The organism is Sphingobacterium sp. HSC-15S19 (assembly GCF_050433745.1).
Taxonomy (GTDB): domain Bacteria; phylum Bacteroidota; class Bacteroidia; order Sphingobacteriales; family Sphingobacteriaceae; genus Sphingobacterium; species Sphingobacterium siyangense.
This window is the reverse complement of sequence record NZ_JBNPWQ010000013.1, coordinates 63,904-79,144: the sequence shown is the minus strand read 5'-3', so window position 1 is coordinate 79,144 and position 15,241 is coordinate 63,904. Positions and strand designations below refer to the sequence as shown.

The 15,241-nt window shown below is 34.9% G+C and carries 14 protein-coding genes; 8 read left to right on the top strand and 6 right to left on the bottom strand.

Annotated elements, in window-relative coordinates:
- Positions 1–31 precede the first annotated feature (31 nt).
- Genes L1283_RS12500 through L1283_RS12490 form a run of 3 tightly spaced genes read left to right on the top strand, consistent with a single transcriptional unit; the run spans position 32 to position 2,446 of the window.
- The gene (locus L1283_RS12500) at positions 32–1,012 is read left to right on the top strand and encodes a glycosyl transferase (protein WP_244294538.1); all 981 of its coding nucleotides are present in this window, start codon (positions 32–34) and stop codon (positions 1,010–1,012) included.
- Positions 991–1,392, top strand: coding sequence for a sugar 3,4-ketoisomerase (locus L1283_RS12495; RefSeq protein ID WP_429626147.1), 402 nt, complete (start codon positions 991–993; stop codon positions 1,390–1,392). Before L1283_RS12500 ends, L1283_RS12495 begins: the two co-directional genes overlap by 22 nt.
- Positions 1,358–2,446 carry a DegT/DnrJ/EryC1/StrS family aminotransferase gene (locus tag L1283_RS12490; RefSeq protein WP_429626145.1) on the top strand — a complete coding sequence of 363 codons (1,089 nt, stop codon included), beginning with the start codon at positions 1,358–1,360 and terminating at the stop codon, positions 2,444–2,446. The genes L1283_RS12495 and L1283_RS12490 overlap by 35 nt, the downstream gene beginning before the upstream one ends.
- Before the next feature lie 322 nt (positions 2,447–2,768).
- On the opposite strand, the gene L1283_RS12485 is transcribed toward L1283_RS12490, so the two are convergent.
- Entirely contained in the window at positions 2,769–4,259 is a 1,491-nt protein-coding gene (locus L1283_RS12485) for a thiol-activated cytolysin family protein (protein WP_429626143.1), read from the bottom strand.
- Between the two features lie 758 nt (positions 4,260–5,017).
- On the opposite strand from L1283_RS12485, the gene L1283_RS12480 reads away from it, so the two are divergent.
- From L1283_RS12480 to L1283_RS12470, 3 genes are all read left to right on the top strand, one after another.
- Positions 5,018–6,091, top strand: coding sequence for a glycosyltransferase family 2 protein (locus L1283_RS12480; RefSeq protein WP_429626141.1), 1,074 nt, complete (start codon positions 5,018–5,020; stop codon positions 6,089–6,091).
- A 362-nt stretch (positions 6,092–6,453) separates the two neighbouring features.
- A complete protein-coding gene (locus tag L1283_RS12475; RefSeq protein WP_145329363.1) occupies positions 6,454–7,284 on the top strand; it encodes a glycosyltransferase family 2 protein in 831 nt (276 codons plus the stop codon).
- A gap of 216 nt (positions 7,285–7,500) precedes the next feature.
- Positions 7,501–8,499, top strand: a complete 999-nt coding sequence (locus L1283_RS12470; protein WP_145329366.1) for a hypothetical protein — start codon at positions 7,501–7,503, stop codon at positions 8,497–8,499.
- Here the strand turns inward: L1283_RS12470 and L1283_RS12465 are convergent, their stop codons facing one another.
- Genes L1283_RS12465 through L1283_RS12455 form a run of 3 tightly spaced genes read right to left on the bottom strand, consistent with a single transcriptional unit; the run spans position 8,500 to position 11,100 of the window.
- Positions 8,500–9,303, bottom strand: coding sequence for a glycosyltransferase family A protein (locus L1283_RS12465; protein ID WP_145329369.1), 804 nt, complete (start codon positions 9,301–9,303; stop codon positions 8,500–8,502).
- A gap of 55 nt (positions 9,304–9,358) precedes the next feature.
- Positions 9,359–10,348: a glycosyltransferase family protein gene (locus L1283_RS12460; protein WP_429626140.1), complete on the bottom strand. Its 990-nt coding sequence runs from the start codon at positions 10,346–10,348 to the stop codon at positions 9,359–9,361.
- Positions 10,345–11,100: a glycosyltransferase family 2 protein gene (locus L1283_RS12455; RefSeq protein ID WP_208734321.1), complete on the bottom strand. Its 756-nt coding sequence runs from the start codon at positions 11,098–11,100 to the stop codon at positions 10,345–10,347. The genes L1283_RS12460 and L1283_RS12455 overlap by 4 nt, the downstream gene beginning before the upstream one ends.
- A 356-nt stretch (positions 11,101–11,456) precedes the next feature.
- Here L1283_RS12455 and L1283_RS12450 point away from each other — a divergent pair, with 356 nt between their 5' ends.
- Positions 11,457–12,122, top strand: coding sequence for a glycosyltransferase family 32 protein (locus L1283_RS12450; RefSeq protein WP_429626139.1), 666 nt, complete (start codon positions 11,457–11,459; stop codon positions 12,120–12,122).
- 148 nt (positions 12,123–12,270) lie between these two features.
- Complete coding sequence (locus tag L1283_RS12445; protein ID WP_244294540.1) at positions 12,271–13,113, top strand: glycosyltransferase family 90 protein; 843 nt, start codon at positions 12,271–12,273, stop codon at positions 13,111–13,113.
- On the opposite strand, the gene L1283_RS12440 is transcribed toward L1283_RS12445, so the two are convergent.
- Together L1283_RS12440 and L1283_RS12435 are read right to left on the bottom strand one after the other, a co-directional pair.
- Positions 13,108–14,217: a glycosyltransferase family 4 protein gene (locus L1283_RS12440; protein WP_429626138.1), complete on the bottom strand. Its 1,110-nt coding sequence runs from the start codon at positions 14,215–14,217 to the stop codon at positions 13,108–13,110. The two genes, L1283_RS12445 and L1283_RS12440, sit on opposite strands and share 6 nt — an antisense overlap.
- Positions 14,214–15,239, bottom strand: coding sequence for a glycosyltransferase family 9 protein (locus L1283_RS12435; RefSeq protein ID WP_429626136.1), 1,026 nt, complete (start codon positions 15,237–15,239; stop codon positions 14,214–14,216). The genes L1283_RS12440 and L1283_RS12435 overlap by 4 nt, the downstream gene beginning before the upstream one ends.
- Positions 15,240–15,241 lie beyond the last annotated feature (2 nt).

The window sequence follows — 15,241 nt, the reverse complement described above, 5'->3', positions numbered from 1 at the left end:
TAACTACTGTACTTTATTTAACTCAACATATTTGACTAGAGGATTAGCAATGTATAATTCTCTCGATAAGTATGTTAAGGGATTTCATCTTTATATTTTCGCATTTGATGAGGCGTGCTTTTCAATTTTAAAAAATCTCAATCTGCCGAAAGCGACAATTATTCCGTTAATCCAGTTTGAGGATAGGGATTTACTTGCTGTTAAGTCGACGCGTACAGCTGCAGAATATTGCTGGACTTGTACACCATCTATTATACGTTATGCAATTAACACCTATGGATTGCAATCGTGTACTTATCTGGATGCAGACTTGTTGTTTTTTGGAAATCCACAGGTTCTGTTTGAAGAGATGGGAGATAATTCGGTATTAATTACACCACATCATTATACTGAAAAATACGATCAGTCAGCAACAAGTGGAACATATTGTGTTCAATTCGTTTGTTTCAAAAATACGAAAGAAGGAATGGAAGTACTTGAATGGTGGCGCAATGCTTGTTTAGATTGGTGTTATGCGCGCGTGGAAGATGGGAAATTTGGCGATCAGAAATATCTTGATGATTGGATGACGAGATTTAACTGTGTTCATGCTTGTGAACATCGAGGAGCGGGAATTGCTCCCTGGAATATTCAACAATATGAATTTGGTGATAGGGATAGTTCAATATGGGCAAAAAGTATAGGGACTAGACTTAGTTTTCCAGTCATATTTTATCACTATCATGGGCTCAAGATAGCAGAAGCTAATAGTTTTATTCCGTTACCAACAGCATACTATGATTTAAATGATAATGGCCTCTTGTTTATGTATAAACCCTATATGTCCGCTTTGGTAGAAGTAAGTAATGGATTGAAGAAACGGGGGATTACTGCTGTACTACACGAAAATATCAAAATTCCGAAGATTCGGACATCCATTCGTCGAATTGCTAACCTCTTTTTTAAGGGAAAAACAGGAGAGTTTTATCACATCAATTATTTTAAAATGAGATGGCTTACCAAGTTGATTTAAAAACATTTACTGATGATCGCGGTAATTTGACAGTGATTGAAAAGGTTATTCCTTTTGATGTTAAGCGTATATTCTATATCTATGGAGTTGATGATTCTATCAGAGGAGGGCATCGACATTATCAGACCGTTCAAGCAGCAGTCTGCTTGCGTGGACGTTGTGCAATTTACAATCAAGATGGTGCAAAGGAACAAATTTTTGAATTGAATTCACCGGACCAATGCTTGATTTTAGAGCCAAAAGATTGGCATCAGATGTTCGACTTTTCGGAGGATGCTATTCTTATGGTGCTTGCTTCTGAATATTTTGACGCTACAGATTACATTTATGAACCCTATTTAAAACATGATAGCATACGAGAACTTACAGCAGGTCGATAAGGAATTTATGGACGAATACACGCATGTTTTTCAGGAGGTATTACACGGAGGTTGGTATATTTTGGGAAAACAGGTACAGCAATTTGAACAATCATTTGCGAATTTCTGTGGTGTCGAGCACTGTATCGGAGTAGCCTCCGGGCTAGATGCATTGGTTCTTTCACTGCGCTATTTTGCATTTAAACCCGGAGATGAGATTATCGTACCTGCTAACACCTATATTGCTTCGATATTGGCTATTGTTCAAGTTGGTTTGAAACCAGTACTTGTTGAACCGGATATAAACACGTACAATATTGATCCAAAACGGATAGAAGAGTGCATTACAAAAAAAACGAGGGCCATACTTGTTGTCCATCTTTATGGAAAGATGAGTGATATGGATCCCATTCTTCAGCTGTCCGCTCAATATGACTTAAAGATAATCGAGGATTGTGCACAAGCGCATGGTGCTAAATACAATGGTCAAAAGGCAGGAGCATTTGGTGATTTTGGTGCATTTAGTTTCTATCCTACCAAAAATCTCGGCGCATTGGGAGACGCTGGAGCTATTACATGTAAGGCTGATATACTGAATAATTCAATTCGTACGCTACGGAATTACGGTTCATCTGCTAAATATGTCTTTGATGAGGTGGGGTATAATTCGCGGCTCGACGAACTGCAAGCTGCTTTTTTGTCTGTGAAATTAAAATACCTAGATAAAATTACAGCGCACAAACAGAGGTTGGCAGCAGTTTATTTACGTGAGTTAAAGTCCGATTTCATACTTCCAGTTGTGCAACCTAGACAGGAAGATGTTTATCATATTTTTGCGATCCGTCATCCCGAACGAGACCGATTGCGCGCTCACCTTTTGGCAAATGAAATTGGAACGGAAATTCATTATCCAATCCCTCCACATCAACAAAAAGCGATGAAAGGAATCCTATCAGATGGAGGATATCCAATCTCTGAAGAAATCCATCGTACAATAATCAGTCTACCAATTTCCTATGGTCATACGGAAGAGGATATCAATAGGGTTGTGGAGGTAATGAATAAATTTTTATAAACAAGCACGACGCAGGTAGAGGCGAAAGTCAGGCCGCTGGAAAAACGGATGAAGATCACTCGTGTATACAACTTTAAAAGTTATTTTATGTGTGTGAAAGGGGGAATTTTTCTTTATGATTATATTGCCATAACACCACTAAAGCGATAGTCGTTATGCTGTAGTTTTTGAAGAAGTATTGTCTTGATAGACTATGAAGAAAATTTAATTTTTCAGTTTAAGGTAGGGGAAATTTTCAAATTTCAATTGATTCGCTATAAGACGAAGATAGTGAAAAAGCCTCCATCATGGAGGCTTAAATGTGTTTTTTAATATTTTGGTTCTATTTAGAAATAACGGGGCCAACGATGTATCCATTTAAATTTGATACTTGTTTTATCGCTCTGTCGTTAAATCGATACAGGTTAAAGATAGGTAATGAGATAATATGCCTTACATAGTTATTTTCTCTGAAGAAAACTCTACCATCAGGAAGTTGAATCAGTCCATTATCGATAAATAATGGATTGCCTACTTCAACATCATTGATTTGTTGTTGAGTGACTCCCCTTGACATTCCTCTTGCACCAACAAACAGTCCGTCTAAAGTGGCGTCTTTGTCAATATGTCTAAGCTTGCCTTCGAACATAAACATATACATGCCATTTGTTGTGTTTTTTATAAAATCTCCATTTTTTAAACCAAGCGTGTTTTTACATTCTTTTGTATAATATTCACTATTAAAGACAGTTCTGTAGATTTGGTGATTATTGGCATTTCTTAATGTATATGCTATTATTGCTCCTCTAGAGTTAATGGTCATGTTCGAACTGTTTTTTATATAATCGAGAAATGCCTGACCACCTTCAATAGTTTTAGCTGCCTCCGTTGAAGATCCTCCTATTATCGATCCTGATATCTTCATTTCATCAAATACAGTCCTCTGGTCATTGGTAAGAGTAACTGAGGCACCTACTTTCCAATAATTTAAGGTTGTGCTTAGCACTTGAGATACTTTTGTGGAATCATATGAACTTTCAAATAACATAAAAGCACTTCGCCCGTAATCGATACTTGAAATATATACGGGTGATATATTTGAAGGGTATTGTGCAGGCTTGTTAAATAAATTTCCGTCTGTGGGTATATCTATGTCTGATGAGAAGTATTTTTGGAATATTTTAACCACAAAGTAGCTTTTTTCCGTCATTTGATCTTCGTTTAGATTTGCCGTAATACTAACCCAAGGTCCAACATTTAAGTTCGTTTGTAGAGAACTGGCTAATTGACTTTTCGAGCGTACTTTTATTATCTCATAGGTAAGATTAGCAGGTTGTTCTCCAACAATTGGCGAATTGGTGATTTCCGCCATCGAGACTCTAAAGTCTGATAACGCAGGTATAATAGTTTTTTTGATTTGGGAAGAATTTAGTCCTTGAATTGACGTGCTAAATGTTATTGGTTTGCGTGTATAACTTGGATCCATTATAATAGGCGAATATGTGCCTTTTTGTATCGATTCTCCATCCAGTAGTGAGCCTAGGTATAAAATATTTGCTGTAGGGTCAATTACATTAAGTTTGTCAAAATTTGAATTCTGCTGATGAAGAACCAAACTACAACCATTAGTAGATGTGGATGATGTAGAAGTTTGTGCTTTTAAAGTAATTCGTTGTGATGAAGGTGATTTAAGATCTTGAAATTGATTATTTTCGTTTGTGATTAATGATTTTGATTTCTCGTTTAATAAACTTCCGTTGATTTCTCTTGCATACTTTTGGCAGCTGATAAACAATAGCGAGATACTGAGGAATGTTAGTAATTGTTTTTTCATAATTATGTTAGTAATTGTTTTTTCATAATTATGTTATTATTTTTTTTAAAGATATTTAATTTATATTATTAATAAAATTTTGTGCTCATGGACTTTTGTAATTACCTGTTTTTAAGTTGATTATTTTTTTAATTTAAGTGTTTTAAAATGAATTTATTTGTTTTATACTTAATATTGAGGTCGATTTTTTCTTTTGGAACAACCTTTTCCAAAAGGTGAACTATTTATCCCAAACCGACCATTAAACGAATATCCAATCAGCGGGAATTCTGCATTCTTGTTGCCAATTTCTCTGCAACTTAATTACGAACACTTCTGCTTTGGTAATTACCAGTCACAGAAGTCCTATGTCAAATGACGTTGACCTGCTTTAAAAGTCCAAAAAGATAGCGATGCTTTTGAGGCTATCTACAAAGCTTATTTCCGTAAATTGTATATCTTATCTTTTAGGTATGTGCGAGATGGATTAATACCCGATGCAAAGTGGTCCACGGCATTAGGAAACTGCCAGAAAGGAGAGGGATAAACGGTTCTTTCACTTCAAGATTGTCCTGAAGGCAAATAGGTGTCGCAGAAATAGAAAACTATCAAAGAGCGGATAATGTACGGCGCAATTGCAGTTTCAAAATATCCAATAAGAGGTCATAAGGGAATCTCATGTGTTATATGTTTCAATCTTTCCCGGGTTTAGGTAAAATTGTTATATTGCAGATTCACTTAATATATGCACGGATGATTTGTCTGTATTGCTTTTAGACATGTTATCTGAAGAAGATTATATGCTAATGCAAAAAGAAAGAAAACAGGGGGATTCACACGAAGAGAATAACGCAATAAAAGTGACAGTATTTATGGCTGCCTATAATGCTGCTGCTTATATTGCGGAATCAATAGAAATCGTGCTGCAGCAAACTTATACTAATTTTGAATTATTAATTGTAGACGATGGCTCTGCAGATGAGACTGTCGATATCATTTTAGGATTCCAAGATTCAAGAATTAGACTGATTCAGAATGAAAGTAATAAAGGTTTACCTTTTACTCGTAATGTAGCCTTGAGGGAGGCAAAAGGTGAATTTTTAGCTATATTGGATAGTGATGATACTGCGATTCCTGAGAGGTTGGCAATACAAATCCAATATTTTCTTAGCCGTCCAAAATTAGCTGTTTTAGGAGGAAGTGCATTCGTTATCGATGATTGGGGAATGCGGACAGGCCAAGAGATGATTCCAATTTGTGGAAGTGATCAACTTCATGCAGCCTTACTTTTTTATAATTCATTTGTCCATTCTACTGTAATGTTGCGAATGTCTGTTTTCAGAGAATTTGGCGGTTATCCCAATCATCCTGTGGCGCAGGATTATGGATTGTTTTCCCGAATCGCTCTAAAGTATGAAGTTGATAATATTCCTTTACATTTGGGAGAATATCGTAAACATTATAATAATATTTCCATTCGCAAACAAAATCTAATCGCTCAACAACTGAGTTCCATTTTATTTTATCAACTCGATAAGTTACTTCCAGACACAAAAAAGATTGACCCTCAAATATTACTTACTCCTATTGAAGGAAGCGATTATTCAATAGCAGATTATTATATACTTTACCGAGAAATTATCGTAAATAATAACGAGAAAAGAATATATCCTATAGATTGTCTACATAGTCTGTTGTATAATAATTGGGTGGCGATTGTTATGGAAAAAGGGCGGTTGAATACATTTACTATGCTGCTAAGTCAACCGATATTTAAATTGAGTTTTGCTACAGCAAAACAGATTCGAAAAGCCTTTAAACAATCATTTTTGAGTCTAGTAGGGCGTATGTGATAGTTATATTCTACTTAGCAGATCTCTGTTGAACATATATTTTTAATCTTAACCAATCGAAGAATTAGTAAGTACTCTTTCTAAAGAAATAGCCCTTTAATTATCCAAAAACTATTGCTGTCTAATATTTTTTAATTTTTGATTGGGACCTCTTTGAGAACTAGTTGTCATAATGTAGAAAGGGAGTATTCTGATGATGCTTCTTTGTTTATGCTCTTTGTTCCAAATTCTGTGGTTGTAAGAAAAAAGATAAGTTAAAGGATGATTATAGATCTTTTTGTATAGATCCCGGAGATACCTCAAAGAGCATTTTATTTTCTTGATCATTTGTATAACAAAAAATAAAATTTCTCTAAAGATATATGGGCGTTAAATTTTCCATTGTTACTATTAACTATAATAATAGAAAAGGATTAGAAAAGACGATTGAAAGTGTGATAAATCAGAAATATGACAACTTTGAATTTATCATTATTGACGGCGGAAGCAATGACGGTAGCGCAGAACTTCTCAATAAATACGAAAGACATATTAACTATGCTGTTTCTGAAAAGGACGACGGTATTTATAATGCCATGAATAAAGGGATTCGTGCTGCGATCGGAGAATATATTGTATTTATGAACAGTGGAGATCAATTTTATGATGAATTTGTATTGTTGAAATACCAAGAAAATATTTGTGACAATTATCAAATTTACTATGGCAATGCAATTGGTGTTAATGAGGATAATGGATTGAAGGATATCTTTTATCCCAATGAGCTCAACTTATCTCAATGGTTATACGATACAATAAACCATCAGGCTTCTGCTATTAAACGTTCATTGTTCTCAACATATGGTTTCTATAATGAGCAGTCAAAAATAACTGCTGACTGGCAGTTCTTTACAAAAATGTACCTTTTGCATCAAGTCCAGTTTAAAAATATATCTTCCTTTCTAGCAAAAATAGACCTAAATGGAATTTCATCTGATCCATCATTTTCCATATTGCAGCAGCAGGAGAGAGATAATTTTATTCAACTTGAACTGCCTCAGTTTTGGAAAGAATATTTGTTCATGCGGCAAGTTAGATTTTATAAGTATATGACCAAAAGAGAAAGGAAGATTTATCGTATTAAACAGAATAGATTGACTAGTAGAGTTTTTAAAATTTGGATTGACTTTTTAGCATTATTTACTCGGGATTAAATTAAGCATGTGTAAATTTTTATTGGCGAGTAATATCTGGAAAGAAACAATAACTAATTTAGAGTCGCCAAAATAATAATTCATGCTGGATGTAACTATATAGAAGCCTTCATCGTTATACTGTATAGTTGTTACAATTATTTGATATCTTTGATTAATAAGTTTAACTCTTTACTGGAGTATAGCGCAGTTAGTCGAATAGATCCATTTAAATTCATGAATAAAAAAATTCTTTTGCTAGTACCCAATGATTATCAGCTTTATAAATTAGTTCAAAAAAATATAGAAGACATAGGGTTTGATGTTACTGTTATTCTCCATAATTCAGTTAAATTTAAGTATAAAAGCATTTTTCAAAGACTTTATAAGCTTTTTAGAAAGTTGTCCGATGGGAATAATAGTTACAAGCAGGAATTGATAATAAAATATAGTTCAGAGCAACTTATCAATAGGATAGAGGCATTTGATATGTTTGATTATTGTTTGGTATTTCGGGCCGATTTTTTTCATATAGATGTTTTAAATGCTGCTAAGCGGAAATCAAAATGGATAACGTCTTATCATTATGATGGTTTGAAGCGCAATCCGTCAATCTTTGAAAGAATTTCCATATTTGATAAGTTTTATGTTTTTGATAAAGAGGATGTCATGAAAACTGATGTGGTGAGAACTTATCTTTCCCATAATTTTTATTTTGACTTTGATCAGGGACATAAAGAGGCTATACATGATGCTTATTTTCTAGGTTACTATAGCGAAAGTAGAGAGTATTTTTTGTTAAGTCTATTTCATATTTTAAATAGAATTTATAGTAGAGTGAAATTTCAAATTGTTTTTCCTCCAGAACAATTAAAACATGTAAAAAAATACACAGAATATGGAGTGGAATGCCTCAAAAGAGTTGTTCCATTCGGTGATTATTTGGACCGGGTCGAAAGGTCAAATATTATTGTGGACTTTTTAATCGGAGATCATAATGGTCTATCGTTTAGAATATTTGAGGGCTTAAAATATTCTAAAAAAGTGATAACGACCAATCCAAATGTTGTCAAATATGATTTTTATCATCCTAATAATTTTTATGTATTGAATGAATCTTCCTTAGATGAAAAGCAATTGCTTGATTTTCTTGATCTTCCATATGTAAAGATTGCAGATAACATACGTCAACAATATAGCTTTACTTCTTGGTTTAATCAGATGATAGCAATGTAATTAATAGTTTGTTTCAGTAGCAGCCAAATTTCCATCCTCATCAAATTTCCACGAGCTGGAGCTAGAGGATGTTCTCATATAAAATAATTGTTCTTCAGTGAGATTTTTAGGATCTAGATACCAGCCCATATGTTGACTTGTGAAGTTTCCTGCAATACGGATGCCTTCATAAAACCTTATCGGTTTTACCTTAAAATTAATGGGATACTTAGGTTTATATAGTGCAAATGTTGTGTCTATTCCTGCTTTGTAAATATTGGTGTCTAACTGATGTTCCCAAAATTGTTGTTCCCATTTTATGACTTTTTCTCTAAATGGATAGTATTCAGGTATTGATTCTAAATCGAGTGCAAAGCCGGCTTTTAGTACGTTAAATTGGTATTTATCCAGTGTGCGGATTAAAGTGTCTAGGAAATTATCTGGAAGATTGTCATTGGGGCGTATATCAGCATCAGTAATACAATAGTATCCTTGCCCATATTTCTCTTGAAGTTGTTTGTTTTCAAAAAATACCATATGACCGAGATTGTCGGACATCATTTCGATCGTTACTGTGTCACGTATTTCGTTATAATATTCTAGGAGAGGAGCATAGGTCGACTTATTGTCGATGATTATTATATTTTCGAATCCCCTTTCTATCAAAAATGAGACTAGATATTTTAAATTTTCTAACTGATTGTAATTTATGATAAGGATTGGAATACTTTTACTATTTTTTCTTTGTTTTTTTACTTCCGTATTAAAAATAATAAGATATTTATACAAAAGGAAATGACTTAGACGCTTAAGATGTTTTTTCATTTACTGGATTCAATTTAAAATCAAAATTAGTGATATTAAATTATTGTGATAGCATTTAAACAGAAATTTCTTCTGTTTTAAATATTTTTGTAATCCAGGAATCCAAAGAATAATTTCTATAGACATAATGCAGCAGAGGATTATAGGGGGTATCAAAAAAGCAACGATCAAGGTTCGAGAGTTCACAATTCAAAATAAGAATATTATTAATATTGTAAAAATCATATGTCTCGATGGTGTTATTATCTGTAATAATCTTCTTTTCAAAAGCCATCGCTTCAAAAACTCGAAAACTTAAACCTTCTTGTCCTTCACGCATCAAATCTATTATCGCTTTTGACTTTTTGTATTCTTTTAATACGGCTTCATTGTCGATAGGTTTTTTTCGGTATTCTATCAGTGATGCGCCTTTCGGCCTTAATATAAAGTTCCGTAATTTCTCTTTCCATACCTGTTTTCCGACCACAATAATCTTACTTCGTACTTGGAGGGTAGAAAGACGAGCCGCGAGTTTACGCAAAAGCTTGATACGCCGTTTGTCATAGGAAGTGATATAGAATAAGTCGTTTTCAATTTCTTCGGCCTGAATGGGTTGTTCTGAAAGATAATTGTAGTTTGTTATCTTTTCAAAACCATATTTTTTTACATCCTTATCTTCAAAAGAATAGATCTTATCAAACAACTCTAACTTTTCTTCCACTGGAAAACGCTCGAGATTATCATACAGATAGGAAATTAAATATGGTGTATAAGATTTGATCTGTTTGATAGTCTTGTAATCTAAAGTATGTGGATTAAGTACCAATATCTGATCTTGAGGACCTAGTTTTTCCAAGGTATTTAATACGTACTCTTGTCGTTTTATATGTTTGATATTTCTATTCAGAAAAATTTTGCTGACTGCATTGGAAGCCCTTTCACTAAAATTTTTGTATTTATAGGTACCCATATTGATATGTGATGCATCAATACCCTTTTCTTGTAATTTCTTTACAATGTGGTGGTCGTAATTCCAGTAATCAAAGCTTATAATGCAAATCTTCATTTTTTTTCTTCTCTTTTCAATGACTTAAAAGTTTCATGCACACTGAGACTCTGTAAGTAGCAAAGTTGGTATCCTCGTCGCCCATCTAATATTCCTAGTTTCAAAAAGTATGCCTTAAAAAATTTAAAAGACACTTTCGCCAGGTGACTTAAGAGCGAGTACCGCTTATTTTTGGCGTATAACTCTTTCCCTTTAAGCTGACCATAATGGACCATTTTTTCCTTATAACTGGCATAGTCTGCAAAGGAATAGTGCCATATCTTGTTTTTTAAGCTACCAATTGTACCATTGACAAGCAATGTCTCATGCACCTTTTTTTTCGTGTCGTATGTTGCTTTACTTTTTTTGAACAAACGGAAATTCTTATCGTTTTGCGTTCCCGAAAAATTAATGCGTTCACCACAAAAGAAAAATAATCGATACATGTAATAAGCGTCTTTTGCTTGCGGATCGTTTATTGTTGATACTATCTCCGTTTGGCATGCTGAAGTCAAACGCTCGTCGGCATCCAAAAAAAGTATCCAATCGTTATTCGCATATGCCAGGGCCAAATTGCGCTGCTTGGTGAAATCCTCAAATTTGTTCTGATAAATTTTCACTTTGGGGTGCAGACCGGCTAACTCAACCGTGCGATCAGTACTGAATGAATCCAAAACAATGATCTCATCTGCAAACTCCATGCTTTTGAGGACTTCCGCTATATTCTCCTCTTCATTGTATGTAATGATTAAAGCGCTTATTTTTTGACTCAAGGTATACGATATAATTGAAAAATTGGACCATACTTTATTGTAACGTGAAAGTTCGCTAATTCGTTACAATCAAATTGAAAAAATGACATTTAATGTTTTCACAATGTAGATCACCACAGTGGACTTTATTGCATTGTGACAAATATATTACATATTTTTTGTAATAAAATATAAAAAAAATGAAATGTTTGTGAAGTACAAGTTTATTCTCAGTTAGCGAATATTTGATTAACTAAATATAAGAAAATACGTGTTTGTAAGGGATATATCGTTATTTTTGTATGTTTTATAGTTTTGAATCTATTTTTACAATACTGTATAAGCTATTTATTACCATAATTTAATTTTTAATCCAAGTGGCGATTCCAAAAGTTATTTATCAGACTTTTAAAACCAATAAGATACCCTTGTTGACGAAGTTTTATATTTGGCGATTTCTAAAACGAAATAAGGGCTATAGTAGAAGGTTTTTTGATGATGCGCAAATCGATACGCTCATCAGGGAAAATTTTGACCAACGTACATATAAGGCCTTTGCCCGTTTACAGATCGGAGCTGCCAAAGCGGATTTTTTTAGGTATGCGGTTTTATATGTGTATGGCGGTATCTATTTAGATTTAGATAGCGATATTATTGGCGTTTTGGATGAAGTGATTAAACCTGAGGATACGGCGGTTATTACGCATGAGAAGAATAGAAGTCTTTATGCACAATGGGCATTGATCTACGATAAAGGACACCCATTCCTGAAAAAGACAATTGAATTGATCGTCCGTAATATCGAGGAAAATAGATATCCACATGATGTCCATCAGATGACGGGACCAACGGTATATACCGAAGCTATAAATCGGGTTTTAGAAGAGGATTCTCAGGTTGCCTACCGACGGATAACCGACGATTATCAGGGACTTTTGAAATTCAAGTATAAACTAAGTAAAATTCTGATTTACGGCGATCGCTCGTTACATTGGAAGAAAATGCAGCTTCGTGTACCTGTCGTCAAACCTAAGGACGATTAGATAACGACAGCTCTTATTTCTTATATATGCTATGAAGTTGAATTTCAAGAAGATTTTTTTAAAAAATAAGAATGTTAAATTTTTTTATTATTTAAGTGTATTTGGACGACAATTGAGACCAAAGTTTCTGCTACGGAAAAAGGCCTCGGTGTTGCTGAACAGAGATTTGAGCCAGCAGTCTGAATGGGTTCAGTTTCGGATAAACTATTATAATAAACTATCTCCGCAGCGGTCTTTGTCAATCGATGCAATTCCGATCAAAGATTATAAGATGCCCGAGAAGATTCGTGTTTATTATTTTGATAGTAAACAATTTCTTGATTATTTTAATCAGCAACTGAAATTTCAGATTCTTCCAGGTGATATTATTGCTATTCCGGATAAACCTGCCTTAGTGAAAAGTAGGCCAATCGCAGGTGACAATGCCAACTCGGTATTGTTGAACCTGGATAAGAGCCGACACTTTAACTTTATTACCGACCATGTTGCTTTTCGGAAGAAGAAAAATAGACTTGTTGGGAGGAGTGAGTTTGCACAGGCACATCGGGAACTATTTTTTCAACAATACCATAGTCATCCCTTATGTGATTTAAAAAGAGCATTTAGGTCTTCTGATCACGATTACCTTTCTATCACTGGACATTTAGCTTATAAATTTATTCTTGCCCTGGAAGGAAATGACGTCGCTACCAACTTAAAATGGATCATGTCTTCAAATTCCATCGCTGTCATGCCGATGCCAACGTATGAAACCTGGTTTATGGAAGGAACCTTATTACCGGACTATCATTTTATCTGTATTAAAAACGATTATTCCGACCTGGAAGAAAAATTACAGTTTTATATAGATCATCCGGACGAGGCTGAAACAATTGTTAAACAGGCCAATGCCTATGTGAAATTATTTATGGATCGGGCACAAGAAGAGTTCGTTTCTCTTCATGTATTGAAGAAGTATTTTGTTTCAACGGGTCAGTCGGTCGATTTATAAGCTGGCATAAATAGAAGCCATCTGTTTGGCAACACGGTCATCATTAAACTTCTGCGCAAATTCCAATCCTTTCTCGATCATTTCATGGCGCTTGGATGAATCGACAAGCAGCGTCGCTATAGCATGCTTTATCTCTGAAATATTTGTAGGGTCAATATAGCAAGATGCCGGTCCCCCCGCTTCTGGGAAGACGCCCATATTGCTGGTGATAACAGGAGTGCCTGAGTAAAGCGCCTCTATAATGGGAATTCCAAAGCCTTCATAAATTGAGGGATAAATGAAAATCGTTGCCGATGCATAAAGAACGGCCAATTCTTCCATTGCTAATCCTTGGAAAAAGAATATCCTGTTTTCCATGTTGTTTTGTTGCATATAGGCCATGATCTCCTGATAGTAACGTGTTGGTTTACCTACGATAACAAGGGGGATATCAAGGTCTTTTATGGCCTTCACTACTGGTAAAATATTTTTACGCGGTTCAATAGTTCCAACATTCAATAAGAAATCCTGTGGTAATTTTAACTTCTCTCGAAGATTTGCTTTCTGCTCTTCAGTTTTGATAGTTTTAAATGCTTCATGGCAACCTTGGTAAACAACATCGATTTTTTCTTCGGGTATATGAAAAAGGTCGACAATATCGTTTTTAGTACATTCGCTTATGGCAACGATACGATCAGATGCCTTGCAGGCATGCTTGAATTTCTTCTTATAAATCCAACGATCAATTGGATGATAAAGTTCAGGGTGTCTCAAAAAAATTAAATCATGAATGGTAACGATAGATTTAATATGTGCCTTTGCTAAACCTAATGGAATTTCTCCAGACAGTCCATGGTAAATATCAACTTTATCCTTTTTCAAATCATGAACAATACGTTGATTACGCCAGATATTAGGCCAAGTAGTGTTGATAAAACCCTGTGGCAACCGGATATTTTTTTGAGATGCTGGTGGATTGATATATTGATCACCGGTTTTTGGTGTATATTTTAGATACTCATTTTCGGGAGCATACTTTTCGAGCATACGAATTAAGTCCCGACTATAATTTCCCAGACCGGTTTTGTTTAGGAAATAGCGTTTTGCATCGAATCCTATTTTCATCCTATTGCTCTTATTTTTTCGATCACCATTTCCGGTGTAATTAAATCAATTGCTTCTATCCCATCACAATCACAGGGCTTGTTGCCATAGACTGAACTTGGTCTATTGGGGTGCTCAACTTGGATGCAGTCTGTTAGCTGCTGCCCATAACCTGTGAATCCAGCATAAGGATGCGTTGCTCCCCACAAAGAAAGACACCTTACGCCCATTAACGATGCCATATGAAGTCCGGAAGAGTCCATACTGATCATAAGATCCAGATTGGATATCAAATCCAGTTCCTCCCGCAGCGAAAATTTGCCTATGGTATTATAGGTGTTGGGAAATCGCTCGGTCCAGTTTTGGGCAATTTGGAACTCTTGTTCGCCACCGCCGAACAACAAAACATCATAGCCATTGTGCGTGAGTTCGTCTATCACATTTTCCATTTTGTTTTGAGGGAAAACCTTATAGCGATGTTGTGCAAATGGGGCAATACCAATTTTCTTTCGATCGAAGTTTGCAAACATACTAAAAGCAGCTTTGGGTACATCTTGCAAATTAGAAGCCAATTTATTACTGAGCTCAAATTTGAAGCCTAATGCACGAAATACGTCTGCATAGCGCTCCACCGTTAGCTTTAAAGGAACCTTAATTTTGTTATTTTCTCGGCTTAAAGCTTTTTTTTCTTCCCGCCCTTTGTCAAGCTGCTTTACTTTTACGCCCGATAAGGAAAATAATAGATCAATTACACGCGAACGCAAATTGAAATGTAAGTCGGCAATAGCATCTGCGCCGTACTGTGCTAGCTCTTTCTTTAGCCTGACCAAACCAAATAAACCTTTATGAATTGTTTTGGGCTCAATGGCGTGAAACCGTATGTTTTTTATTCCATCAAAGAATGGTGCAAAGAATTGCCTGCTGACCATAATAATTTCTACATCAGGGTACCGAATGCAGAATTCTTTCAATACGGAGGCAACCATGGCAACATCGCCCATAGCTGAAAATCGGGTTACTATGATCCGTTGCGGTAAGGACATGT

Bases quoted from the DNA above. Each gene is read 5' to 3' on its own strand.
- L1283_RS12460 (WP_429626140.1), bottom strand. From the start codon at position 10,348: ATGAAGATTTGCATTATAAGCTTTGATTACTGGAATTACGACCACCAC.
- L1283_RS12465 (WP_145329369.1), bottom strand. From the start codon at position 9,303: ATGAAAAAACATCTTAAGCGTCTAAGTCATTTCCTTTTGTATAAATAT.
- L1283_RS12495 (WP_429626147.1), top strand. From the start codon at position 991: ATGGCTTACCAAGTTGATTTAAAAACATTTACTGATGATCGCGGTAAT.
- L1283_RS12440 (WP_429626138.1), bottom strand. From the start codon at position 14,217: ATGAAAATAGGATTCGATGCAAAACGCTATTTCCTAAACAAAACCGGT.
- L1283_RS12490 (WP_429626145.1), top strand. From the start codon at position 1,358: ATGATAGCATACGAGAACTTACAGCAGGTCGATAAGGAATTTATGGAC.
- L1283_RS12480 (WP_429626141.1), top strand. From the start codon at position 5,018: ATGTTATCTGAAGAAGATTATATGCTAATGCAAAAAGAAAGAAAACAG.
- L1283_RS12475 (WP_145329363.1), top strand. From the start codon at position 6,454: ATGGGCGTTAAATTTTCCATTGTTACTATTAACTATAATAATAGAAAA.
- L1283_RS12485 (WP_429626143.1), bottom strand. From the start codon at position 4,259: ATGAAAAAACAATTACTAACATTCCTCAGTATCTCGCTATTGTTTATC.
- L1283_RS12470 (WP_145329366.1), top strand. From the start codon at position 7,501: ATGAATAAAAAAATTCTTTTGCTAGTACCCAATGATTATCAGCTTTAT.
- L1283_RS12435 (WP_429626136.1), bottom strand. From the start codon at position 15,239: ATGTCCTTACCGCAACGGATCATAGTAACCCGATTTTCAGCTATGGGC.